Source organism: Citrobacter sp. Cf132 (assembly GCF_030333885.1).
Classification (GTDB): Bacteria; Pseudomonadota; Gammaproteobacteria; order Enterobacterales; family Enterobacteriaceae; genus Citrobacter; species Citrobacter freundii.
On the sequence record NZ_JAOWFA010000049.1, the window covers coordinates 59,526 to 84,864 of the forward strand.

At 53.1% G+C, this 25,339-nt stretch carries 22 protein-coding genes; 17 read left to right on the plus strand and 5 right to left on the minus strand.

Features of this window, described 5'->3' with window-relative positions:
• Positions 1-225 precede the first annotated feature (225 nt).
• The 3 genes from idnO (at position 226) to idnR (ending at position 3,407) form a co-directional block, all read left to right on the plus strand.
• Positions 226-990: a gluconate 5-dehydrogenase gene (idnO, locus tag OGV85_RS07875; protein ID WP_003018813.1), complete on the plus strand. Its 765-nt coding sequence runs from the start codon at positions 226-228 to the stop codon at positions 988-990.
• Between the two features lie 58 nt (positions 991-1,048).
• A complete protein-coding gene (locus OGV85_RS07880; RefSeq protein WP_061548364.1) occupies positions 1,049-2,332 on the plus strand; it encodes an MFS transporter in 1,284 nt (427 codons plus the stop codon).
• A gap of 82 nt (positions 2,333-2,414) precedes the next feature.
• Positions 2,415-3,407, plus strand: a complete 993-nt coding sequence (gene idnR, locus OGV85_RS07885) for a DNA-binding transcriptional regulator IdnR (RefSeq protein ID WP_061548363.1) — start codon at positions 2,415-2,417, stop codon at positions 3,405-3,407.
• A 45-nt stretch (positions 3,408-3,452) separates the two neighbouring features.
• On the opposite strand, the gene leuD is transcribed toward idnR, so the two are convergent.
• The 5 genes from leuD to leuL all read right to left on the minus strand — a co-directional run bounded on the left by leuD (position 3,453) and on the right by leuL (position 8,312).
• Positions 3,453-4,058, minus strand: a complete 606-nt coding sequence (leuD, locus tag OGV85_RS07890; protein WP_003837416.1) for a 3-isopropylmalate dehydratase small subunit — start codon at positions 4,056-4,058, stop codon at positions 3,453-3,455.
• Between the two features lie 10 nt (positions 4,059-4,068).
• A complete protein-coding gene (leuC, locus tag OGV85_RS07895) occupies positions 4,069-5,469 on the minus strand; it encodes a 3-isopropylmalate dehydratase large subunit (protein ID WP_003845726.1) in 1,401 nt (466 codons plus the stop codon).
• A 2-nt stretch (positions 5,470-5,471) separates the two neighbouring features.
• On the minus strand, positions 5,472-6,563 hold the full coding sequence (gene leuB / locus OGV85_RS07900; RefSeq protein ID WP_003845728.1) for a 3-isopropylmalate dehydrogenase: 1,092 nt from the start codon (positions 6,561-6,563) through the stop codon (positions 5,472-5,474).
• Positions 6,563-8,134: a 2-isopropylmalate synthase gene (gene leuA / locus OGV85_RS07905; RefSeq protein ID WP_061548362.1), complete on the minus strand. Its 1,572-nt coding sequence runs from the start codon at positions 8,132-8,134 to the stop codon at positions 6,563-6,565. The genes leuB and leuA overlap by 1 nt, the downstream gene beginning before the upstream one ends.
• A 91-nt stretch (positions 8,135-8,225) precedes the next feature.
• Positions 8,226-8,312, minus strand: a complete 87-nt coding sequence (leuL, locus tag OGV85_RS07910) for a leu operon leader peptide (protein WP_048998978.1) — start codon at positions 8,310-8,312, stop codon at positions 8,226-8,228.
• 653 nt (positions 8,313-8,965) lie between these two features.
• Here leuL and leuO point away from each other — a divergent pair.
• The 14 genes from leuO to murG all read left to right on the plus strand — a co-directional run bounded on the left by leuO (position 8,966) and on the right by murG (position 25,326).
• On the plus strand, positions 8,966-9,913 hold the full coding sequence (leuO, locus tag OGV85_RS07915) for a transcriptional regulator LeuO (protein ID WP_032948523.1): 948 nt from the start codon (positions 8,966-8,968) through the stop codon (positions 9,911-9,913).
• Positions 9,914-10,231: 318 nt separating this feature from the next.
• Complete coding sequence (ilvI, locus tag OGV85_RS07920) at positions 10,232-11,956, plus strand: acetolactate synthase 3 large subunit (RefSeq protein ID WP_003845729.1); 1,725 nt, start codon at positions 10,232-10,234, stop codon at positions 11,954-11,956.
• 2 nt (positions 11,957-11,958) lie between these two features.
• Entirely contained in the window at positions 11,959-12,450 is a 492-nt protein-coding gene (gene ilvN / locus OGV85_RS07925) for an acetolactate synthase small subunit (RefSeq protein ID WP_003829566.1), read from the plus strand.
• 180 nt (positions 12,451-12,630) lie between these two features.
• The gene (cra, locus tag OGV85_RS07930) at positions 12,631-13,635 is read left to right on the plus strand and encodes a catabolite repressor/activator (RefSeq protein ID WP_003018794.1); all 1,005 of its coding nucleotides are present in this window, start codon (positions 12,631-12,633) and stop codon (positions 13,633-13,635) included.
• 613 nt (positions 13,636-14,248) lie between these two features.
• Complete coding sequence (gene mraZ / locus OGV85_RS07935) at positions 14,249-14,707, plus strand: division/cell wall cluster transcriptional repressor MraZ (protein WP_003018792.1); 459 nt, start codon at positions 14,249-14,251, stop codon at positions 14,705-14,707.
• Between the two features lies 1 nt (position 14,708).
• Positions 14,709-15,650, plus strand: a complete 942-nt coding sequence (gene rsmH / locus OGV85_RS07940) for a 16S rRNA (cytosine(1402)-N(4))-methyltransferase RsmH (RefSeq protein ID WP_003018789.1) — start codon at positions 14,709-14,711, stop codon at positions 15,648-15,650.
• Positions 15,647-16,012 (plus strand): cell division protein FtsL, encoded by a 366-nt coding sequence (gene ftsL, locus OGV85_RS07945; protein ID WP_000625651.1) that lies wholly within the window; start codon positions 15,647-15,649, stop codon positions 16,010-16,012. Before rsmH ends, ftsL begins: the two co-directional genes overlap by 4 nt.
• A 15-nt stretch (positions 16,013-16,027) precedes the next feature.
• Entirely contained in the window at positions 16,028-17,794 is a 1,767-nt protein-coding gene (ftsI, locus tag OGV85_RS07950) for a peptidoglycan glycosyltransferase FtsI (protein ID WP_003018783.1), read from the plus strand.
• Positions 17,781-19,268, plus strand: a complete 1,488-nt coding sequence (murE, locus tag OGV85_RS07955; protein ID WP_003018780.1) for a UDP-N-acetylmuramoyl-L-alanyl-D-glutamate--2,6-diaminopimelate ligase — start codon at positions 17,781-17,783, stop codon at positions 19,266-19,268. Before ftsI ends, murE begins: the two co-directional genes overlap by 14 nt.
• Entirely contained in the window at positions 19,265-20,623 is a 1,359-nt protein-coding gene (gene murF, locus OGV85_RS07960; RefSeq protein WP_003018777.1) for a UDP-N-acetylmuramoyl-tripeptide--D-alanyl-D-alanine ligase, read from the plus strand. The genes murE and murF overlap by 4 nt, the downstream gene beginning before the upstream one ends.
• Positions 20,617-21,699, plus strand: a complete 1,083-nt coding sequence (gene mraY / locus OGV85_RS07965; RefSeq protein ID WP_003018774.1) for a phospho-N-acetylmuramoyl-pentapeptide-transferase — start codon at positions 20,617-20,619, stop codon at positions 21,697-21,699. The genes murF and mraY overlap by 7 nt, the downstream gene beginning before the upstream one ends.
• 2 nt (positions 21,700-21,701) lie before the next feature.
• The gene (murD, locus tag OGV85_RS07970) at positions 21,702-23,018 is read left to right on the plus strand and encodes a UDP-N-acetylmuramoyl-L-alanine--D-glutamate ligase (protein ID WP_016149555.1); all 1,317 of its coding nucleotides are present in this window, start codon (positions 21,702-21,704) and stop codon (positions 23,016-23,018) included.
• Complete coding sequence (gene ftsW / locus OGV85_RS07975; RefSeq protein WP_003018770.1) at positions 23,018-24,262, plus strand: cell division protein FtsW; 1,245 nt, start codon at positions 23,018-23,020, stop codon at positions 24,260-24,262. The genes murD and ftsW overlap by 1 nt, the downstream gene beginning before the upstream one ends.
• Entirely contained in the window at positions 24,259-25,326 is a 1,068-nt protein-coding gene (murG, locus tag OGV85_RS07980; protein WP_061548361.1) for an undecaprenyldiphospho-muramoylpentapeptide beta-N-acetylglucosaminyltransferase, read from the plus strand. Before ftsW ends, murG begins: the two co-directional genes overlap by 4 nt.
• Positions 25,327-25,339 lie beyond the last annotated feature (13 nt).

Genomic DNA, 25,339 nt, shown 5'->3' on the forward strand with positions numbered 1-25,339 from the left:
TTTTTGTCGTTTTTGTAGGCCGGATAAGGCGTTTACGCCGCCATCAGGCAACCTGTCCCTACGGCCTGAACGCGTTACGCTTATCAGGCCTATCCCTCTTTTTTTATCTTGCACGTAAATGTAACGTTGATCACATAACGATCATTTTCCTCTTCCTGGATCTTCTGTTTTCTACTGTTACGCGTATACAGTTACGCGTAACAGTTATCAAAAAAGGAGTTTTTTATGAAAAACCTATTCGACCTGACAGGTAAACGCGCGCTGATTACCGGTTCCGCTCAGGGCATTGGTAACCTGCTGGCCAGCGGTCTGGCGGCGCACGGTGCTGAGATTGTTATTAACGACATTACCCAACTGCGTGCTCAGGTGGCGGCGGACAAACTGGTGGCCGAAGGCTATCGCGCTGTTGGCTATGGATTTGATGTTACCAACGGGGAAGAGGTGGCGTGCGCCATCGCGCAAATTGAAAAGGACGTTGGGGCCATTGATATTTTAATTAACAATGCCGGAATCCAGCGTCGTTATCCCTTCACCGAATTCCCGGAGGCTGAATGGGACAAAGTGATTGATGTAAACCAGAAATCGGTCTTTCTGGTATCGCAACAGGTTTCCCGCTACATGGTGCAACGCCGCCGCGGGAAGATTATTAATATCTGCTCAATGCAAAGCGAATTAGGACGTAAAACCATTACCCCCTACGCGGCGTCAAAAGGCGCGGTCAAAATGTTAACCCGTGGCATGTGCGTGGAACTGGCGGAATACAATATTCAGGTCAACGGCATTGCTCCCGGCTATTTCGCTACCGACATGACTACCGCGCTGGTCAACGATGAAGCATTCTCCGCCTGGCTGTTCCAGCGCACGCCCGCCGCTCGCTGGGGTAACCCGGAAGAGTTGATCGGCGCGGCGGTTTATCTTGCTGCACCGGCCTCTGACTTTGTGAATGGGCATCTTCTGTTTGTAGACGGCGGCATGCTGGCCGCGGTTTGATCGCTAACGAGGCCGCGGGAAGCGACCTCATCCTTTAATGATAATCCAAGGAGTGAGTATGAATATGCTCGCAAAACTGCCGGCGCGTCGCTGGTGGTATTTAATGCCGATTATTTTTATTACCTACAGCTTAGCTTATCTCGACCGCGCCAATTACGGCTTTGCCGCTGCCGCTGGTATCGAACACGATTTAGGGATTACTCAGGGAACTGCATCGCTGATTGGCGCGCTCTTTTTCCTGGGATATTTCTTTTTCCAGGTGCCTGGCGCCATGTATGCCGTTAAACATAGCGTCCGTAAAATGATTTTCTACAGCCTGATCCTCTGGGGGCTTTGTGCCGCGGCGACCGGCTTTGTCAGCAATATCCCAACGCTGATGGCGATCCGCTTTATTCTCGGCATCGTCGAAGCGGCGGTGATGCCCGCGATGCTGATTTATATCAGCAACTGGTTTACCAAAACTGAACGCTCGCGCGCCAACACCTTTTTAATTCTCGGTAACCCGGTCACAGTGCTGTGGATGTCGATTGTCTCTGGCTACCTGATTGAAGCCTGGGGCTGGCGCGAAATGTTTATCATTGAAGGTATTCCTGCGGTCATTTGGGCATTCTGCTGGGTGATTCTGGTGCGCGATAAACCGGCGGATGCGGGTTGGTTGAGCGAGCAGGAGAAGCAGGCGTTACAGCAGGCGATGGACCGCGAGCAGCGGGACATCAAACCGATGCGCAACTACGGTGAAGCGATGCGTTCACGCAGCGTCATTATGCTTTGCGCGGTGCATGCGCTGTGGAGCATCGGGGTGTATGGCTTCATGATGTGGATGCCGTCGATTCTGAAAAACGCGGCGCAGATGGATATTGTGGCGGTGGGCTGGCTGGCGGCAGTGCCGTATCTGGCGGCGATCTGCCTGATGCTGACGGTTTCCTGGCTATCCGATAAATACCAGAACCGTAAGCTGTTTATCTGGCCGCTGCTGCTGATTGCCGCCATCGCGTTCTTTGCCTCGTGGCTGTTGGGCAACCAGTCCTTCTGGCTCTCTTACGTGCTGCTGGTCGTTGCCGCTGCCTGTATGTATGCGCCTTACGGACCGTTCTTCGCGCTGATCCCCGAACTGCTGCCGCGCAACGTCTCCGGCGTGTCGATGGGAATGATCAACAGTTTTGGCGCGTTAGGGGCATTCCTCGGCGCATGGCTGGTGGGTTACCTCAACGGCGTGACCGGCGGGCCGGGCGTCTCCTACACCTTCATGGCGATTGCTCTGCTGTCATCGGTGGTGCTGATGTACTGCGTTCGTGCGCAAAATGAAACCACGTCGTCGTCGGCTGAGGTGGTAACGCGTTAAGGTTGAGCGAGGAGTGCAGTCGCTAACCGGCTGTGATAAGGTTCTTTGCGAGCATAATGGGATGTTGGTCGTAGAGAACCTCATGAAAAACAATCGGATGACATTACAGGATATCGCTAATCTGGCCGGTCTGAATAAGATGACGGTCAGCCGTTATCTGCGTGACCCGAATCAGGTGTCGCAACGCAGCCGTGAATTGATTTCGAAAGTGATGGAAGAGAACAACTACATTCCTAACCGCGCGCCGGAAATATTGCTCAATGCGCGCAGTAAAACCATCGGCGTGTTGATCCCTTCTTTTCGTAACCAGATTTTTGCCGACGTGCTGGCGGGAATTGAATCCGTCACCTCGGCTTGCCAGTACCAGACGTTGATCGCCAACTACGAATATGACGCCGAGCGTGAAGAACGCGAGGTGCTGAATCTGCTCTCTTACAATATCGACGGCCTGATCCTCACGGGAAAGCTGCATACCGAGCGGATGATCCAGTACGTGCGCGCCAGCGGCGTACCTGTGGCGGAACTGATGGATATTAGCGGCCAGTATCTTGATATTCAGGTTGGGTTTGATAACGAAAAAGCCGCGTTTGAAATGACGCAGGCTTTTATCGACAGTGGAAAACGTCACATTGCGTTCTTTGGCTCGATGGACGACCCTCGCGATTTGAGTCGTTACCGCGGTACCGAGAATGCGCTGGCTGCGCAGGGGCTGGAGGCGTATCACCTGGCGCCAAAAACGATTTCGTCGGTGGCGCTGGGGCGCAAAATGTTCCAGCAAGCGATGGCGGAAAAGCCGGATATTGACGCTATTTTCTGTACCAACGATGACCTGGCGGTTGGCGTGCTGCTGGAGTGTCAGGCACAGCAGTACGATGTGCCGGGAAAAATGGCGATTGCCGGTTTCCACGGGCTGGAAATTGGCCGCGCGCGGCTGCAAAAAATCGCCAGCGTGATTACACCACGCTATGAGATTGGCAAAACGGCGGCAGATATTCTGATTAAGCGTTTGAACGGTAAAGATGCGCCGGGCAGCGTTAACCTCGGTTACCAAATCTATTACGGCGATACGCTGTAGGCGGGAAGAAGAGGCTGGCCACCGTACGGTGACCAGCGGGAGAGATTACTGCATAAACGCTGGCTGCTTGTCTTCGTATTCGGTGATGGCCGCTTCATGCTGCAGCGTCAGCCCGATGCTGTCCAGACCGTTCAGCATGCAGTGGCGGCGGAAGTCGTCGATTTTAAAGCTGTAGGACTTATCGCCTGCTTTCACCACCTGCGCTTCCAGATCCACTTCAAATTTAATGCCCGGATTGGCTTTCACCAGGGTAAACATTTCATCTACTTGCGCGTCGCTCAGAGTCACCGGCAGCAGTTGGTTATTGAAACTGTTGCCGTAGAAGATGTCGGCGAAGCTTGGGGCAATCACCACTTTAAAACCGTAATCGGTCAACGCCCACGGCGCATGTTCGCGTGACGAACCGCAACCGAAGTTTTCGCGCGCCAGCAGAATTGATGCCCCTTTATATTCCGGGAAGTTCAAAACGAACTCAGGATTTGGCTGTTGCCCTTTTTCGTCCAGAAAACGCCAGTCGTTGAACAGATGAGCGCCAAAACCGGTGCGCGTAACCTTCTGCAAAAACTGTTTGGGAATGATTGCGTCGGTATCAACGTTGGCGGCATCCAGTGGGACAACCAGGCCGGTATGTTGGGTAAATTTCTCTGCCATGGTAGTTTCCTTATTTGATGCTGCGAATGTCGGCAAAATGACCGGTAACGGCGGCAGCGGCGGCCATGGCCGGGCTGACTAAATGCGTGCGGCCACCGCGGCCCTGACGGCCTTCAAAATTACGGTTGCTGGTGGAGGCGCAGCGCTCGCCCGGATTCAGGCGGTCATTGTTCATGGCCAGACACATGGAACAGCCTGGTAAACGCCATTCGAATCCTGCTTCGATAAAGATCTTGTCCAGACCTTCTGCTTCCGCCTGCGCTTTCACCGGACCAGAGCCCGGCACCACCAGTGCCTGTACGCCTGGCGCAACTTTACGTCCTTTGGCGATTTCTGCCGCAGCGCGTAAATCTTCAATACGCGAGTTGGTGCAGGAACCAATGAACACTTTATCGATAGCCACTTCCGTTAACGGAATACCTGGCTTCAGCCCCATGTAAGCCAACGCTTTCTCAGCCGATGCGCGTTCTACCGGATCGGCAAATGACGCCGGGTCGGGAATATTATCGTTCACCGAGATGACCTGACCCGGATTCGTTCCCCAGGTGACCTGTGGCGCGATCTCTTCTGCCTGCAGGGTGACGACGGTATCAAAGGTGGCGTTGTCGTCGGTTTTCAGCGTTTTCCAGTACTCAACCGCGTGGGTAAAATCTTCGCCCTTCGGTGCGTGTAAACGCCCTTGCACATAGTTAAAGGTGGTTTCATCCGGTGCGACCAGGCCCGCTTTGGCACCCATTTCAATGGCCATATTGCACAGGGTCATGCGGCCTTCCATGCTCAGCGCGCGGATGGCTTCGCCACAAAACTCAACTACGTGTCCGGTACCGCCTGCACTACCGGTTTTACCGATAATCGCCAGCACAATATCTTTGGCGGTAATGCCAGGGGCTGCTTTACCGTTGACTTCAATCTTCATGGTTTTGGCGCGCCCCTGTTTCAGGGTCTGCGTCGCCAGAACGTGTTCAACTTCAGAGGTGCCAATGCCAAACGCCAGCGCGCCGAACGCGCCGTGTGTAGCGGTGTGGGAATCGCCGCAGACGATGGTCATACCCGGCAACGTCACGCCTTGTTCTGGCCCCATCACGTGAACGATACCCTGATACGGATGGTTCAGGTCATACAGCTCGACACCAAATTCGTTACAGTTCTTAATCAGCTCCTGCATCTGGATGCGTGCCATCTCACCCGACGCGTTGATGTCTTTGGTCTGGGTAGAGACGTTGTGATCCATGGTGGCAAAGGTTTTACCCGGCTGGCGTACCTGACGGCCATGCGCGCGCAGGCCATCAAACGCTTGCGGAGAGGTCACTTCATGCACCAGATGTCTGTCGATGTACAACAGCGGGGTTTCGTTTTGCGCTTCAAAGACGACGTGCGCATCAAACAATTTTTCGTATAACGTTTTGGCCATGATTACACCCCTTCTGCGACGTAACGGGCAATGATGTCGCCCATTTCATCGGTACCGACTGCGGCAGCGCCACGGGCTAAGTCACCGGTGCGGATGCCTTCTTCTAATGCGCGGTTGATGGCGCTCTCAATTGCGGTTGCCGCATCATTGGCATCCAGGCTGTAGCGCAGCAGCAGCGCCAGCGACAGGATCTGGGCGATAGGGTTGGCAATGTTTTTCCCGGCGATGTCCGGAGCGGAGCCGCCAGCAGGCTCGTACAAACCGAAGCCCTGATCATTCAGGCTGGCGGACGGTAACATGCCCATAGAACCGGTGATCATGGCGCACTCGTCAGACAGAATGTCGCCAAACAGGTTAGAGCACAGCAACACGTCGAACTGGGAAGGATCTTTGATCAATTGCATCGTCGCGTTGTCGATGTACATATGCGCCAGTTCAACGTCCGGATATTCATTCGCAATTTCATTGACGATTTCGCGCCACAGAATCGATGTTTGCAGCACGTTGGCTTTATCTATCGACGTGACTTTACGGCGACGCTGGCGAGCGGATTCAAACGCGATACGCGCAATACGCTCGATCTCGAAACGGTGATAAACCTCGGTATCAAAGGCTTTTTCATGTTGTCCGCTGCCTTCGCGGCCTTTTGGTTGACCGAAGTAAATTCCGCCAGTCAGTTCGCGTACGCACAGGATGTCAAAACCGTTCGCGGCAATATCTGCGCGCAGAGGGCAAAACGCTTCCAGACCCTGATAGAGTTTAGCCGGGCGCAGATTGCTGAATAATTTGAAGTGCTTACGCAATGGCAGCAGTGCGCCACGCTCTGGCTGCTGGTTTGGCGGCAGGTTTTCCCATTTCGGGCCGCCAACGGAGCCAAACAGAATGGCGTCAGCTTGTTCACAGCCTTCAACCGTTGCAGGCGGCAGCGGCTGACCGTGGTTATCGATAGCGGCACCACCCACGTCGTAGTGGCTGGTGGTAATGCGCATGTTAAAGCGGTTACGGATTGCGTCCAGTACCTTCAGGGCTTGCGCCATCACTTCCGGGCCAATACCGTCACCCGGCAAAACAGCAATATGATAATTCTTCGACATCACACGGTTTCCTTGTTGTTCTCGTTGTTCTGAGCTTTGCGTTGCAATTCTTTTTCGACTTCTTCGGCGCGCCAGATGTTGTTCAGCACATGAACCATTGCTTTAGCGGAAGATTCGACGATATCAGTCGCCAGACCGACGCCGTGGAAACGACGACCATTATAGTTGGCAACGATATCCACCTGACCCAGCGCATCTTTACCGTGCCCTTTGGCGGTCAGGCTGTATTTCACCAGTTCGACGTTGTACTCAGTTACACGGTTGATTGCCTGATAAATGGCATCGACCGGACCGTTACCGTTCGCCGCTTCGGCTTTGACTTCTTCACCACAGCCCAGCTTGACGGAGGCGGTGGCGATGTCGTTTGAGCCGGACTGCACGCTGAAGTAATCCAGACGGAAATGCTCCGGTTCTTCCTGCTGTTTATTAATGAAGGCCAGCGCTTCCAGGTCGTAATCAAATACCTGACCTTTTTTGTCCGCCAGTTTCAGGAATGCGTCGTACAGATTGTCCAGGTTGTATTCATTTTCTTTATATCCCATCTCGTCCATACGGTGTTTCACCGCGGCACGTCCGGAACGGGAGGTCAGGTTCAGCTGTACCTGGTTCAGGCCGATGGATTCAGGCGTCATGATTTCGTAGTTTTCACGATTTTTCAGTACACCGTCCTGATGGATGCCGGAAGAGTGGGCAAAGGCGCCGCTACCGACAATGGCTTTGTTAGCAGGAATAGGCATGTTGCAGATTTGGCTGACTAATTGACTGGTGCGCCAGATCTCCTGGTGATTGATGCGGGTCTGTACATTCAGGATATCTTTACGCACCTTGATCGCCATGATCACTTCTTCCAGTGAGCAGTTACCGGCACGTTCGCCGATACCGTTCATCGCGCCTTCCACCTGACGCGCTCCGGCGTGAACGGCTGCCAGTGCGTTGCCTACGCCCAAACCTAAATCATCATGGGTGTGTACAGAGATGATGGCTTTATCGATATTTGGTACGCGTTCATACAGGCCAGAAATGATTGCTCCAAATTCGAAAGGCATGGTGTAACCGACGGTATCGGGGATGTTAATGGTTTTGGCTCCCGCGTTAATGGCAGCTTCAACCACGCGAGCCAAATCGGCGATAGGGGTACGGCCTGCATCTTCGCAGGAGAACTCCACGTCATCGGTATAATTACGCGCACGCTTAACCATGTAGACCGCGCGCTCAATGACCTCATCCAGCGTACTGCGTAATTTCGTCGCGATGTGCATCGGCGAGGTGGCGATAAACGTATGAATACGGAAAGCCTCAGCGACTTTCAGAGATTCTGCGGCAACGTCGATATCTTTTTCTACGCAGCGAGCTAAGGCACAAACGCGGCTGTTTTTAACCTGACGAGCGATAGTCTGAACTGACTCAAAGTCGCCCGGTGAAGAAACGGGGAAACCCACTTCCATCACGTCAACGCCCATACGCTCAAGGGCCAGCGCAATCTGCAGTTTTTCTTTCACACTCAGGCTTGCCTGTAACGCCTGTTCACCATCGCGTAAGGTGGTATCGAAAATAATGACTTGCTGGCTCATGGTTTAGGTCCTTGGTTTCTTAGGGCGCCTTGCTTCGAGCATAAAAAAACCCGCGCAACGGCGCGGGTTTTTTGTCTTAACTGGAGCTGACTTAATGCTGAATGTCGTCCACCAGTCTACCGCGCAACGAAGATGCGTTTAGTAGTAGTAGACCGTTGAAACGAGCAATGTAAGTCATCAATTAAGCTCCAGGCGAATGCGATATGCTTTTAGTGGTACTGGATATGAAGACTGATGTCAACCCTCACCCCAGCAAATGCCTCGTTAGAGGGGGGAAGTTTCTGCAAAACTTAAGCGAATTGTGCTGAATTTTTCGGGGTACATAAAATTAATCAGTTGATGGTTGTACATAATTTTCATGGTTTGACATATTTGAGCATAGTTATTTGCATTTATTGTAACGGCGAACTGAAGGAAAAGTCGCTCTTGGGATTTCATATCTTAATGATTTATCTGTTTTTATAGTAATTATGAATGGCTATGGGTAGTGTGACACCACAAAATTGATAAATTAATGTTAACTTTTAATGTATTAATAATATAAACATTTAATTAAAACTTAAATACACATTCACGATACGTATGATTGTATATTCGCCATGCTTATGGTTATATTGTTTTTGAAATTTAAACATATGAATTACCGTGCAGTGACACCAGCCACACTGCGATCGCATTGGTCTTTGTTCATTTAGGTTTGTGCCTTTATGTTTTCCTAATTTTAATGTTTTTTCTTTTTCTCATCTTATATGTATGGTAAATCATATTAACGGAGATTATTTCTTCACTCCGTCTGGGAAAAGGGAGTTTAGAGTGACAGTGGAGTTAAATATGCCAGAAGTAAAAATAACAGATAAAACAAATATTATAGATATTGGGAAACCACAGCTTCGCATGGTTGATCTTAATTTATTAACCGTTTTTGATGCGGTGATGCAAGAACAAAACATTACCCGTGCCGCGCATACTTTGGGGATGTCGCAACCTGCTGTCAGTAATGCGGTCGCGCGCCTGAAAATTATGTTTAATGATGAGCTTTTTGTTCGTTATGGACGCGGTATCCAGCCGACAGCAAGAGCCTTCCAGCTATTTGGTTCTGTTCGCCAGGCATTGCAATTAGTGCAGAATGAACTGCCTGGATCGGGTTTTGAGCCAGCCAGCAGCGAGCGCGTATTCAATCTTTGCGTATGCAGCCCATTGGATAATATTCTGACCTCGTTGATTTATAATAGAGTTGAGCAAGTTGCACCAAACATTCATGTCGTATTTAAATCTTCACTCAATCAAAATACAGAGCATCAATTACGTTACCAGGAAACTGAATTCGTTATTAGTTATGAAGAGTTCCGACGTCCTGAATTTACCAGTATTCCGTTATTCAATGACGAAATGGTGTTAGTGGCAAGTAAAAAGCATCCGCGCATTAGTGGTCCTTTACTGGAAAGCAATGTCTATAATGAACAGCATGCGGTGGTGTCACTTGATCGCTTCGCATCATTCAGCCAACCGTGGTATGACACACCGGATAAACAATCCTGCGTGGCTTATCAGGGCATGGCATTAATTAGTGTTCTAAATATTGTGTCGCAAACGCACTTGGTCTCTATTGCGCCGCGTTGGTTAGTAGAAGAATTTGCCGATTCTTTAGAACTACAGATCTTGCCTTTACCGTTAAAATTGAACAGCCGCACATGCTATCTTTCATGGCATGAAGCCGCAGGCCGGGATAAAGGACATCAATGGATGGAAGAGTTGTTAGTCTCCGTTTGTAAGCAGTAGCATTTAGCAGAGTAAACCGGACGGTGCATCCTGTTTATTCTGCTTTTAACTTTATAACTGAAATTTTATGCTGAACTCTATTTTTTACGTCTGTCCAAAAGTGTCAAAAAATAGAGTAATCGCTGTAAGTCCCCATTTTTAAGCGATTATTTATCATACTGATTGCTTATGCTGGTTTAATTCTCCGTTTATTCGCGTCTTTCCTCCTTTTTATTCTTATTTACTCCAGTGCCACCCCTTCGGAGTCAATTGCCATGCGTCATCGTCAGCGGTTAATGTGTTGTTAAACCGCAATTCATTATAAGAGTGAGGCAAGCCATGGAGATGTTGTCTGGAGCCGAGATGGTCGTCCGATCGCTCATCGATCAGGGTGTGAAGCAGGTATTCGGTTATCCCGGGGGGGCCGTCCTCGATATTTATGATGCCCTGCATACGGTCGGCGGTATTGATCATGTGCTGGTCCGCCATGAACAAGCGGCGGTACATATGGCTGATGGCCTTGCGCGTGCCACGGGAGAAGTGGGGGTCGTATTGGTCACCTCAGGGCCGGGGGCGACCAACGCGATTACCGGGATCGCAACGGCTTACATGGATTCCATTCCGCTGGTGATCCTCTCCGGACAGGTCGCAACGTCGCTGATTGGCTACGATGCCTTCCAGGAGTGCGACATGGTAGGTATATCCCGCCCGGTGGTGAAACATAGCTTCCTGGTCAAACAAACGGAAGATATCCCACAGGTGCTGAAAAAAGCCTTCTGGCTGGCAGCAAGCGGTCGTCCGGGGCCAGTGGTGGTGGATTTGCCGAAGGATATTCTGAATCCGGCGAAGAAACTGCCTTATAGCTGGCCGGACTCGGTGAGTATGCGCTCGTATAATCCGACGACGACGGGACATAAAGGACAGATAAAACGGGCGTTGCAGACGCTGGTCGCGGCGAAGAAACCGGTTGTTTATGTGGGCGGTGGCGCGGTCAATGCCGCTTGCCACGAGCAGTTAGCTCAGATTGCTGAAGCGCTGAATCTGCCGGTTGTCTCCTCGCTCATGGGGTTGGGCGCGTTTCCGGCCACGCATCGTCAGGCGCTGGGCATGTTGGGCATGCACGGTACCTACGAAGCCAATATGACCATGCATCATTCCGATGTGATCTTTGCCGTTGGCGTTCGCTTTGACGATCGAACGACGAATAACCTGGCAAAATATTGTCCGAATGCGACCGTGCTGCATATCGATATCGATCCGACCTCTATTTCCAAAACCGTTACTGCGGATATTCCGATTGTGGGGGATGCCCGCCTGGTGCTGGATCAGATGCTCGAACTACTGGAGCAGGAGAAATCTCAGCAGCCGCTGGATGATAATCGTGACTGGTGGCAACAGATTGAGCACTGGCGTGCCCGTCAGTGTCTGAAATACGACACGCAAAGCGAAAGTATTAAGCCGCAGGCGGTGATTGAAACCATCTGGCGTCTGACGAAAGGGGAGGCGTATGTGACTTCTGACGTTGGCCAGCACCAGATGTTTGCCGCACTTTACTATCCGTTCGATAAACCGCGTCGCTGGATTAACTCAGGCGGCCTCGGCACTATGGGATTCGGTTTACCTGCGGCGTTAGGGGTGAAAATGGCTTTGCCGGATGAAACGGTAGTGTGCGTCACCGGGGATGGCAGCATTCAGATGAATATCCAGGAGCTGTCGACGGCGCTGCAATATGAACTGCCGGTGCTGGTACTCAACCTTAACAACCGTTATCTCGGCATGGTCAAACAGTGGCAGGACATGATCTACTCCGGGCGTCACTCACAGTCTTACATGCAGTCGCTGCCCGATTTCGTGCGCCTTGCTGAGGCTTATGGACATATCGGTATCCAGATTAATCGGCCTGAAGAACTTGAGAGCAAGTTGGGCGAAGCGCTGGAACATGTGCGTAACCATCGTCTGGTGTTTGTCGATGTCACCGTCGACGGTAGTGAACATGTCTACCCGATGCAGATTCGTGGGGGTGGGATGGATGAAATGTGGTTAAGCAAAACGGAGAGGACCTGATTATGCGCCGGATATTATCAGTATTGCTTGAAAACGAGTCAGGTGCATTATCGCGTGTTATTGGCCTCTTCGCCCAGCGTGGTTACAACATTGAAAGCCTGACCGTCGCGCCGACCGACGATCCGACCTTATCGCGGATGACGATTCAGACGGTAGGGGATGAGAAAGTCCTTGAGCAGATCGAAAAGCAGCTCCACAAACTGGTGGATGTTCTGCGCGTTAGCGAGCTGGGGCAGGGCGCTCACGTTGAACGAGAAATCATGCTGGTGAAAATCCAGGCCAGCGGTTATGGCCGGGAAGAAGTGAAACGCAACACGGAAATTTTCCGCGGGCAAATCATCGATGTCACGCCGTCTATCTACACCGTACAACTGGCGGGCACCAGCGATAAGTTGGATGCGTTTCTGGCAACGCTGCGTGAAGTCGCTAAAATTGTGGAAGTTGCTCGCTCCGGCGTGGTGGGGCTTTCCCGCGGCGATAAAATCATGCGTTAATCATGATCGGGTTCTTAATTCGCAAGCCCAACGACTCAGGTTGGGCTTTTTTTTGCGAAATCAGCGGTAACCAGAGACAAAAGCGGTTGCCGGAGTCATTATTCTGCGCTTAGATGTTAATAAATTTAACCCATGCCATCACAAAGGTTATGGTTTGTACATTTTACGCAAGGGGCAATTGTGAAACTGGATGAAATCGCTCGGTTGGCCGGCGTTTCGCGAACGACTGCAAGCTACGTTATTAATGGCAAAGCAAAGCAATATCGCGTAAGCGACAAAACGGTTGAAAAAGTCATGGCGGTGGTGCGCGAGCATAATTACCACCCGAATGCCGTGGCGGCCGGGCTGCGTGCTGGACGCACACGTTCTATCGGGCTGGTGATCCCGGATCTTGAGAACACGAGCTATACCCGGATCGCAAACTATCTGGAGCGCCAGGCGCGTCAACGTGGGTATCAGCTGTTGATTGCCTGCTCTGAAGATCAGCCAGATAACGAAATGCGCTGTATTGAGCATCTTTTACAGCGCCAGGTCGATGCCATTATTGTGTCGACTTCCTTGCCGCCTGAACATCCGTTCTACCAACGCTGGGCAAACAGTTCATTCCCGATTGTGGCGCTGGATCGTGCACTGGATCGCGAACATTTTACCAGCGTAGTGGGTGCAGATCAGGATGATGCGGAAATGTTGGCGGAGGAACTGCGTAAATTCCCTGCTGAAACCGTGCTCTATCTGGGCGCGCTTCCTGAATTATCCGTCAGTTTCCTGCGCGAACAGGGTTTTCGTACCGCGTGGAAGGACGATCCGCGTGAAGTCCATTTCCTGTACGCCAACAGCTATGAGCGGGAAGCGGCCGCGCAGCTGTTTGATAAATGGCTGGAAACGCACCCAATGCCTCAGGCGCTGTTTACCACGTCGTTTGCCCTGTTGCAGGGGGTGATGGATGTGACCCTGCGTCGTGATGGGCAGTTGCCGTCTGATTTAGCGATTGCGACTTTTGGCGATCACGAACTGCTCGACTTCCTGCAGTGCCCTGTACTGGCAGTGGCACAGCGCCATCGTGATGTCGCGGAACGCGTGCTGGAGATTGTACTGGCAAGTCTGGACGAACCGCGTAAACCAAAACCAGGTTTAACGCGTATACGGCGTAATCTGTACCGTCGCGGTATTCTCAGCCGTAACTAAGTTCCCTCAATTGATGACGTCGGCGGGATAAGCCTCTGACGTCTTCAGTTTTTCTATTCTCAGAAATAACCGCATTATATTTAAGAATATTCTTTAGAATTATCTGAAATGTATTCTTGAAATACCCCGAATTAAAAATGCAACTATCCATTTTTGGGTTATTGATACGTAACGACGCGTTACGGTTGTATTATTTTGTTACATGCATGTGTGGATTTGCCGAATTAACAAACACTTTGCTCTCGTATTGCGGCCATCTGGTGCTTACCTTGGTCCTGCGCGGCGTACAGACCGATTAACTGGTACTGTTAACTCGCTGCATATTGTCCTAAAATGCCGCTCGCGTCGCAAACTGACACTTTATATTTTCTTCTGATGATATTCAGTTGTTTTAAACAATGATGAGTTGTTGGATTTTTTTCTTACAAATATTCATGACGTTAATTTGCTTCGTTTGCTGTACGGATTTTGTTCAACGCTGATATTAGCCGTAAACAATGGGTTTTTTGCTCCGCTAAGCGCCGCGACTTGCTTGACAAGGTTTTCCTCCGCTCCGTAAACTCCTTTAAGTGGGAATTTGTGGGATAAAGTGGTAATCGGGGGTGAGACTGGCATGTTCCGGGGAGCAACGTTAGTTAATCTCGACAGTAAAGGGCGCTTATCCGTGCCTACCCGTTATCGGGATCAACTGCTTGAGAGCGCTACCGGTCAAATGGTTTGCACCATTGACATCCATCACCCGTGCCTGCTGCTGTACCCCCTGCCTGAATGGGAAATAATCGAGCAGAAGCTATCGCGTCTGTCGAGCATGAATCCAGTTGAGCGTCGCGTACAGCGCTTATTGTTGGGTCATGCCAGCGAATGTCAGATGGATAACGCTGGTCGATTACTGATAGCGCCTATTCTGCGGCAACACGCAGGGCTAACGAAAGAAGTGATGCTGGTTGGGCAGTTCAATAAGTTTGAGCTGTGGGATGAAACGACCTGGTATCAACAGGTCAAGGAAGATATCGACGCTGAGCAGTCTGTTACTGGCGCGTTGTCGGAACGATTGCAGGATTTGTCTCTATAAAATGACGGAAAATTATAAACATACAACGGTGTTGCTGGATGAAGCCGTAAACGGCCTGAATATTCGTCCAGACGGCATCTACATTGACGGGACATTTGGTCGCGGTGGTCACTCACGTCTGATCCTCTCCCAGCTTGGCGAAGAGGGGCGTTTACTGGCAATCGATCGCGATCCGCAGGCTATTGCCGTTGCTAAAACGATTACCGATCCTCGCTTCTCCATCGTACATGGACCTTTCTCTGCGCTGGCTGACTATGTCGCTGAGCGTGGACTGACCGGTAAGATCGACGGGATTCTTCTCGATCTGGGCGTTTCTTCACCGCAGCTCGATGACGCAGAGCGCGGTTTTTCGTTTATGCGTGACGGTCCGTTAGATATGCGTATGGACCCAACACGCGGTCAGTCAGCGGCCGAATGGCTGCAAACCGCCGATGAAGCAGACATTGCCTGGGTGATTAAAACCTTTGGCGAAGAGCGCTTCGGCAAACGCATTGCGCGCGCCATCGTGGAGCGTAACCGCATCGAACCGATGACCCGCACCAAAGAACTGGCGGAAGTTATTGCGGCGGCAATGCCGGTGAAGGACAAATTCAAACATCCCGCGACCCGTACCTTCCAGGCGGTGCGCATTTGGGTGAACAGTGAACTGGAGGAGATAGAGCAGGCGCTAAAAAGCTCGCTCAGCGTGCTGGCTCCAGGTGGTCGCCTTTCGATCATCAGTTTCCATTCGCTTGAAGACCGCATTGTGAAACGCTTTATGCGTGAACAAAGCCGTGGTCCTCAGGTACCGGCTGGAATACCGATGACCGAAGCGCAGATCAAAAAACTGGGCGGCCGTGAGTTAAGAGCACTAGGCAAGATGATGCCGGGTGAAGAAGAGGTCGCTGAGAATCCTCGTGCCCGTAGTTCAGTTCTGCGTATTGCAGAGAGGACGAACGCATGATCAGCAGAGTGACAGAAGCCCTCAGCAAAGTTAAAGGATCGATAGGAAGCAACGAGCGCCATGCCTTGCCTGGCGTGATCGGTGACGATCTTTTGCGGTTTGGGAAGCTGCCACTCTGCCTGTTCATTTGCATTATTTTGACGGCGGTTACCGTCGTGACAACAGCGCACCATACGCGGTTACTGACTGCGCAGCGTGAGCAGCTGGTCCTGGAGCGAGATGCGCTGGATATCGAATGGCGTAACTTGATCCTTGAGGAGAACGCGCTCGGCGACCATAGCCGTGTTGAACGGATCGCAACGGAAAAGCTGCAAATGCAGCATGTCGATCCCTCACAAGAAAATATCGTAGTACAAAAATAAGGATAAACGCGACGCATGAAAGCAGCGGCAAAAACGCACAAACCAAAACGCCAGGAAGAACAAGCCAACTTTATCAGTTGGCGTTTTGCGTTACTGTGCGGCTGTATTTTGCTGGCACTGGGTTTTCTGCTGGGTCGCGTTGCCTGGCTGCAAATCATCGCGCCGGACATGCTGGTGCGTCAGGGTGATATGCGCTCTCTACGCGTCCAGGAAGTGTCTACATCGCGCGGAATGATTACCGACCGCTCTGGTCGTCCGCTGGCGGTGAGTGTTCCGGTTAAAGCTATATGGGCCGACCCGAAAGAAGTACATGATGCCGGCGGAGTGAGCGTTGGCGAACGCTGGAGAGCGCTGTCAACCGCGCTGAATCTCCCGCTCGATCAACTGGCTTCCCGCATTAACGCGAATCCGAAAGGGCGCTTTATCTATCTGGCGCGTCAGGTAAACCCTGACATGGCTGATTACATCAAAAAACTGAAGCTGCCAGGTATCCATCTGCGCGAAGAATCCCGCCGTTACTACCCTTCCGGGGAAGTGACTGCTCACCTCATCGGATTTACGAACGTCGACAGCCAGGGCATTGAAGGCGTTGAGAAGAGCTTCGACAAGTGGCTCACCGGACAACCGGGCGAGCGTATTGTACGTAAAGACCGGTATGGCCGCGTCATTGAAGATATCTCCTCTACCGACAGCCAGGCGGCGCATAACCTCGCGTTGAGCATTGATGAGCGTTTACAGGCACTGGTCTACCGTGAACTGAATAACGCCGTGGCGTTCAACAAGGCGGAGTCAGGCAGTGCGGTACTGGTGGATGTGAACACTGGTGAAGTGCTGGCAATGGCCAACAGTCCGTCCTACAACCCGAACAATCTCACTGGTACGCCAAAAGACGCGATGCGTAACCGCACCATTACCGACGTGTTTGAACCGGGTTCTACCGTTAAACCGATGGTGGTGATGACCGCGCTGCAGCGCGGTGTGGTACGCGAAAATACGGTCCTCAACACTATCCCTTACCGAATTAATGGTCACGAAATCAAAGACGTGGCACGTTATAGCGAATTAACCCTCACCGGGGTTTTGCAGAAGTCGAGTAACGTCGGTGTTTCCAAGCTGGCGTTAGCGATGCCGTCCTCAGCGTTAGTAGATACTTACTCACGTTTTGGGCTGGGAAAAGCGACCAATTTGGGGTTGGTCGGAGAACGCAGTGGCTTATATCCTCAAAAACAACGGTGGTCTGACATAGAGAGGGCCACCTTCTCTTTCGGCTACGGGCTAATGGTAACGCCGTTACAGTTAGCGCGAGTCTATGCAACGATCGGCAGTTACGGCGTTTATCGTCCACTGTCGATTACCAAAGTTGACCCTCCAGTTCCGGGCGAGCGTATCTTCCCGGAAGCGACCGTACGCACCGTGGTGCACATGATGGAAAGCGTGGCGCTGCCCGGTGGCGGCGGCGTGAAGGCGGCGATTAAAGGCTATCGCATCGCCATTAAAACCGGTACGGCGAAAAAAGTAGGGCCGGATGGCCGCTACATCAACAAATACATTGCTTATACCGCAGGTGTTGCGCCTGCGAGTCAGCCGCGCTTCGCGCTGGTTGTTGTTATCAACGATCCGCAGGCGGGTAAATACTACGGTGGCGCCGTTTCCGCGCCGGTCTTTGGTGCCATCATGGGCGGCGTATTGCGTACCATGAACATCGAGCCGGATGCGCTGACAACGGGCGATAAAAATGAATTTGTGAATAATCAAGGCGAGGCAACAGGTGGCAGATCGTAATTTGCGCGACCTTCTTGCTCCATGGGTGCCGGGTGCACCGGAGCGAGCACTGCGGGAGATGACGCTTGACAGCCGTGTGGCTGCATCGGGCGATCTCTTTGTCGCAGTATTAGGTCATCAGGCGGACGGGCGTCGGTATATCCCGCAGGCGATAGCGCAAGGTGTGGCTGCCATTATTGCAGAAGCGAAAGATGAAGCTACTGATGGTGAAATCCGTGAAATGCACGGCGTTCCGGTCATCTATCTTAGTCAGCTTAACGAACGTTTATCTGCACTGGCAGGCCGTTTTTACCACGAGCCTTCTGAGAAAATGCGTCTGGTCGGTGTGACCGGGACTAACGGTAAAACCACCACCACCCAACTGCTGGCACAGTGGAGCCAACTGCTTGGCGAAACCAGCGCGGTGATGGGAACAGTAGGCAATGGCCTGCTGGGCAAAGTGATCCCGACGGAAAATACCACCGGTTCAGCCGTTGATGTCCAGCATGTGCTGGCGGGGCTGGTTGCGCAGGGCGCAACGGTTGGCGCGATGGAAGTCTCTTCACACGGTCTGGTTCAGCATCGCGTGGCGGCGCTGAAGTTTGCCGCATCAGTATTTACTAACTTAAGCCGTGACCATCTCGACTACCACGGCGACATGGAACATTACGAAGCCGCGAAATGGCTGCTGTATTCCACGCACCATTGCGGTCAGGCCATCGTCAATGCGGATGATGAAGTCGGTCGTCGCTGGCTGGCGAAACTCCCGGATGCGGTTGCCGTTTCGATGGAAGACCACATCAACCCGAACTGTCACGGTCGTTGGTTAAAAGCGGTTGACGTGAAGTATCACGACAGCGGGGCAACGATTCGTTTTACCTCCTCATGGGGCGACGGCGAAATTGAAAGCCGCCTGATGGGGGCGTTTAACGTCAGCAATCTGCTGCTGGCGCTGGCAACGCTGCTGGCACTGGGCTATCCGTTAGCTGATTTACTGAAAACGGCGACACAATTGCAGCCGGTTTGCGGGCGTATGGAAGTGTTCAGCGCGCCGGGTAAAACCACCGTGGTTGTTGATTACGCCCATACGCCAGATGCGCTGGAAAAAGCGCTACAGGCGGCACGTTTGCACTGTACTGGCAAACTGTGGTGCGTCTTTGGCTGCGGCGGCGATCGCGATAAAGGCAAACGTCCGTTGATGGGCGCAATTGCCGAGCAGTTTGCCGATGTTGTTGTGGTGACCGATGACAACCCGCGTACCGAAGAGCCGCGCGCCATTATTAACGACATTCTGGCGGGGATGCTGGATGCCGGACAGGCGAAGGTGATGGAAGGTCGCGCAGAAGCGGTGACAAACGCCATTATGCAGGCGAAAGAAAATGATGTGGTGCTGGTGGCCGGTAAAGGTCATGAAGACTACCAGATCGTTGGTTCACAGCGCCTCGATTATTCTGACCGCGTCACGGCAGCGCGTCTGCTGGGGGTTATCGCATGATTAGCGTAACGCTCAGCCAACTGGCGGAGATCCTCCGTGGCGAATTGAAAGGGGCCGATCTGACCCTTGATGCCGTAACAACCGATACGCGTAAAGTGACGCCGGGCTGCCTGTTTGTGGCACTGAAAGGCGAACGCTTTGATGCCCATGATTTTGCAGACAAAGCGCAAGAGAGCGGGGCCGGTGCGCTGTTGGTCAGCCGCCCGTTGGACACCAACCTGCCGCAGCTGATTGTTAACGATACGCGTCTGGCGTTTGGTGAACTGGCTGCGTGGGTTCGCGCCCAGGTTCCGGCGCGCGTTGTCGCGCTGACCGGCTCATCCGGTAAAACGTCCGTCAAAGAGATGACGGCTGCCATTCTGAGCCAGTGTGGTAACACCCTATATACCGCGGGCAACCTGAATAACGACATCGGTGTACCGATGACGCTGCTGCGCTTAAACAACGATTACGACTATGCCGTGATTGAGCTCGGTGCCAACCATCAGGGCGAAATCGCCTGGACCGTCGGCCTGACGCGTCCGGAAGCGGCGCTGGTGAACAACCTGGCCGCCGCGCACCTGGAAGGCTTCGGCTCTCTGGCGGGCGTTGCGAAGGCAAAAGGTGAGATTTTTACCGGTCTGTCAGCGAACGGTATCGCCATTATGAATGCCGACAACAACGACTGGCTGAACTGGCAAAGCATCATCGGCGATCGCAAAGTCTGGCGTTTCTCCCCGAATGCAGCCAATAGCGACTTTTCGGCGACCAACGTTCATGTGACCTCGCATGGCACGGAATTTTCTCTGCAAACGCCGACCGGAAGCATTGATGTCCTGCTGCCGTTACCGGGTCGCCATAATATCGCTAACGCCCTTGCGGCGGCGGCGCTCTCTATGGCGGTAGGCGCGACGCACGAGGCGATCAAAGCGGGGTTGAAGGATCTGCAAGCGGTACCGGGGCGTCTGTTCCCGATTCAACTCGCGGAAAATCAGCTGCTGCTGGACGACTCCTATAACGCGAACGTCGGTTCGATGACCGCAGCGGTGCAGGTGCTGTCTGAAATGCCGGGCTATCGCGTACTGGTCGTTGGCGATATGGCAGAGCTTGGCGCAGAAAGCGAAGCATGCCATGTACAGGTGGGGGTTGCTGCGAAAGCCGCAGGCATCGACCGTGTATTGAGTACGGGAAAACTGAGTCAGGCAATTAGCGACGCCAGTGGCGTTGGCGAACATTTTGCGGATAAAAGTGCGCTGGCCGCGCATCTTAAAGCATTGATTGCAGAACATCAGGTCATGACGATTTTAGTGAAGGGTTCACGTAGTGCCGCCATGGAAGAGGTAGTACGCGCATTACAGGAGAATGGGACATGTTAGTTTGGCTGGCCGAACATTTGGTCAAATATTATTCCGGCTTTAACGTCTTTTCCTATCTGACGTTTCGCGCCATCGTCAGCCTGCTGACCGCGCTGTTCATCTCTTTGTGGATGGGCCCGCGCATGATTGCCCGCTTACAAAAAATGTCCTTTGGACAGGTCGTACGTAACGATGGTCCGGAATCGCACTTCAGTAAACGCGGTACGCCAACCATGGGTGGGATCATGATCCTCACCGCGATAGTTATCTCCGTACTGCTGTGGGCATATCCGTCGAACCCGTACGTATGGTGCGTGCTGGTGGTATTGATTGGCTACGGCATTATCGGTTTTGTCGATGACTACCGCAAAGTGGTGCGCAAAGATACCAAGGGCCTGATTGCCCGCTGGAAGTACTTCTGGATGTCGGTGATTGCGCTGGGTGTAGCCTTTGCGCTGTACCTCGCCGGTAAAGACACCCCAGCTACCGAGCTGGTGGTGCCGTTCTTTAAAGACGTGATGCCGCAACTGGGTCTGTTCTATGTTCTGCTAGCGTACTTCGTGATTGTGGGTACGGGCAATGCGGTAAACCTCACCGATGGTCTGGATGGCCTGGCGATTATGCCGACCGTGTTCGTAGCAGCGGGTTTTGCGCTGGTGGCATGGGCTACCGGTAACATGAACTTTGCCAACTATCTGCACATTCCCTATTTACGCCATGCAGGCGAACTGGTGATCGTCTGTACGGCGATTGTCGGCGCGGGATTAGGTTTCCTGTGGTTTAACACCTATCCGGCGCAGGTCTTTATGGGTGACGTAGGTTCGCTGGCGCTGGGTGGCGCGCTGGGCATTATTGCCGTGCTGCTGCGTCAAGAGTTCCTGCTGGTAATCATGGGCGGCGTATTTGTTGTAGAAACGCTGTCGGTCATTCTGCAGGTTGGCTCCTTTAAGCTGCGCGGACAGCGCATCTTCCGTATGGCGCCGATTCACCACCACTATGAACTGAAGGGCTGGCCGGAACCGCGCGTCATTGTGCGCTTCTGGATTATTTCGCTGATGCTGGTGCTGATTGGCCTGGCAACGCTGAAGGTACGTTAATCATGGCTGATTACCAAGGTAAAAAAGTCGTCATTATCGGTCTCGGATTGACCGGGCTGTCCTGCGTGGATTTCTTTCTGGCGCGTGGCGTGACGCCGCGCGTGATGGATACCCGTGCGACGCCGCCTGGTCTGGATAAATTACCGGAAGCAGTTGAGCGTCATGTTGGCAGCCTGAATGATGACTGGCTGCTGGCCGCCGATCTCATCGTCGCCAGCCCTGGTATTGCCCTGGCGCATCCTTCGCTGAGCGCCGCCGCTGATGCAGGGATCGAAATTGTCGGTGACATCGAGCTGTTCTGTCGCGAAGCACAGGCGCCGATCGTCGCGATCACCGGGTCCAACGGGAAAAGTACCGTCACTACGCTGGTCGGCGAGATGGCGAAAGCGGCCGGTGTGAACGTGGGCGTTGGCGGTAATATTGGCCTGCCTGCGCTGATGCTGCTGGATGACGAACGCGAGCTGTATGTACTGGAGCTGTCGAGCTTCCAGCTGGAGACAACCTCCAGCTTACAGGCCGTAGCCGCCACCATTTTGAACGTCACCGAAGATCATATGGATAGATATCCGTTTGGCTTGCAGCAGTACCGTGCGGCCAAACTGCGTGTCTATGAGAATGCGAAAGTGTGTGTGGTCAATGCTGATGATGCGCTGACCATGCCGATTCGCGGGGCGGATGAGCGCTGCGTGAGCTTTGGCATCAACATGGGTGACTATCATCTCAATCGTCAGCAGGGTGAAACCTGGCTGCGGGTGAAGGGTGAAAAAGTCCTGAACGTGAAAGAGATGACGCTTACCGGCCAGCATAACTATACCAACGCCCTGGCGGCGCTGGCGCTGGCGGATGCTGCGGGTCTGCCGCGGGCGTCCAGCCTGAAAGCGCTGACTACCTTTACCGGTCTGGCGCATCGTTTCCAGTTGGTACTGAATCATAACGGTGTGCGTTGGATCAACGATTCAAAAGCCACCAACGTCGGCAGCACCGAAGCGGCACTGAATGGTCTGCACGTTGAGGGTACGCTGCACCTGCTGCTGGGCGGTGACGGGAAATCCGCCGACTTTATGCCGCTGCAACGTTACCTGACTGGCGACAACATTCGTCTGTACTGCTTTGGTCGCGATGGCGCACAGCTTGCCGCTCTGCGTCCTGAGGTTGCGGAACACACTGAAACCATGGAGCAGGCAATGCGTCTGCTCGCACCGCGTGTGAAGTCGGGTGATATGGTGCTGCTGTCGCCAGCCTGTGCCAGCCTTGACCAGTTCAAGAACTTTGAGCAACGTGGTGACGTCTTTACCCGTTTGGCGAAGGAGTTGGGTTGATGCGCTTCTCTCTCCCTCGTCTGAAAATGCCGCGCGTACCGGGACTGGGTGTCCTGGCGTGGATCTTCGCGGCACTTAAAGGCTGGGTGATGGCTTCGCGTGATAAAGACGCGGACAGCCTGATCATGTATGACCGCATGCTGCTGTGGCTGACTTTTGGTCTGGCAGCGATCGGTTTTGTGATGGTGACATCGGCATCGATGCCCGTAGGGCAACGCCTGGCAGGCGATCCCTTCCTGTTCGCTAAACGTGACGCGCTGTATATCTTCCTCGCGTTCTGTCTGGCGATGGTGACGCTACGTCTGCCGATGGAGTTCTGGCAAAAGTACAGCACGACGATGCTGATCGCCTCGATCATCATGTTGTTGATCGTTCTGGTGGTGGGGAGCTCCGTTAACGGGGCATCGCGCTGGATCGCGTTGGGTCCACTGCGTATTCAGCCTGCGGAATTCACCAAGCTGTCGCTGTTCTGTTATCTCGCCAACTACCTGGTGCGTAAAGTCGATGAAGTGCGTAACAACCTGCGCGGCTTCTTAAAACCGATGGGTGTGATTCTGGTGCTGGCAATCTTGCTGCTGGCGCAGCCTGACCTTGGTACGGTAGTGGTGCTGTTTGTCACGACGCTGGCGATGCTGTTTCTCGCTGGAGCGAAACTGTGGCAGTTCATTGCCATTATCGGTATGGGGATTTCGGCGGTAGTGCTGCTGATCCTTGCCGAACCATATCGTATTCGCCGCGTAACCTCCTTCTGGAACCCATGGGAAGATCCGTTTGGCAGCGGCTACCAGTTAACGCAATCGCTGATGGCTTTTGGTCGCGGTGAGATTTGGGGGCAGGGGTTAGGTAATTCGGTGCAAAAACTGGAGTATTTACCGGAAGCGCACACCGACTTCATCTTCGCCATCATTGGGGAAGAGCTGGGTTATATCGGTGTGGTATTGGCACTTTTAATGGTATTCTTCGTCGCTTTTCGCGCGATGTCGATTGGCCGCAAAGCGCTGGAAATTGACCACCGTTTTTCAGGCTTTTTAGCCTGCTCCATCGGGATTTGGTTTAGCTTCCAGGCGCTGGTAAACGTAGGTGCGGCAGCTGGTATGCTGCCAACCAAAGGTCTGACGTTACCGCTGATCAGTTATGGTGGTTCCAGTTTGTTGATTATGTCGACGGCCATCATGTTTTTGTTACGTATTGATTATGAAACGCGTCTGGAAAAAGCCCAGGCGTTTACACGAGGTGCACGATGAGTGGTCAACCGAAGCGGTTAATGGTGATGGCAGGCGGTACCGGCGGGCATGTGTTCCCGGGGCTGGCGGTCGCGCATCATTTAATGGCTCAGGGCTGGCAAGTTCGTTGGCTGGGCACCGCCGATCGTATGGAAGCGGACTTAGTGCCGAAGCATGGCATTGAAATTGACTTTATTCGCATCTCCGGTTTGCGTGGCAAAGGTGTCAACGCGCTGCTTGCCGCCCCCGTGCGTATTTTTAATGCCTGGCGCCAGGCGCGCGCCATCATGAAGCAGTTTAAGCCTGATGTGGTGCTGGGTATGGGCGGCTACGTGTCCGGCCCTGGCGGTCTGGCAGCCTGGTCATTAGGCATTCCGGTTGTACTGCATGAGCAGAATGGCATTGCGGGATTAACCAACAAGTGTCTGGCGAAAATTGCCACTACGGTGATGCAGGCTTTTCCTGGCGCTTTTCCGAATGCGGAAGTGGTGGGTAACCCGGTACGCACCGACGTTCTGGCGCTGCCGTCGCCCGAAGTACGTCTGGCAGGGCGTGAAGGCCCGGTTCGCGTGCTGGTCGTCGGGGGGTCTCAGGGAGCACGCGTATTGAACCAGACGATGCCGCAGGTTGCCGCAGAGCTTGGTGACGCGGTGACTATTTGGCATCAGAGCGGCAAAGGTGCGCAGCAAACCGTTGAACAGGCATATGCTGACGCGGGACAACCGCAGCACAAGGTCACTGAGTTTATTGATGATATGGCAGCCGCCTACGCGTGGGCGGATGTCGTAGTTTGTCGCTCAGGTGCGCTGACGGTAAGTGAAATTGCTGCCGCAGGTTTGCCTGCGCTGTTTGTGCCTTTCCAGCACAAAGACCGACAGCAGTACTGGAATGCGCTGCCGCTAGAGAAAGCGGGCGCCGCCAAAATTCTTGAGCAGCCGCAGTTTACTGTGGATGCCGTCGCTAACACCCTTTCCGGGTGGTCGCGAGAAACCTTATTAACCATGGCAGAACGTGCGCGCGCCGCATCCATACCGGATGCCACAGAGCGTGTTGCTAATGAAGTGAGCCGGTCTGCCCGGGCGTAATTGTGGTGATGCC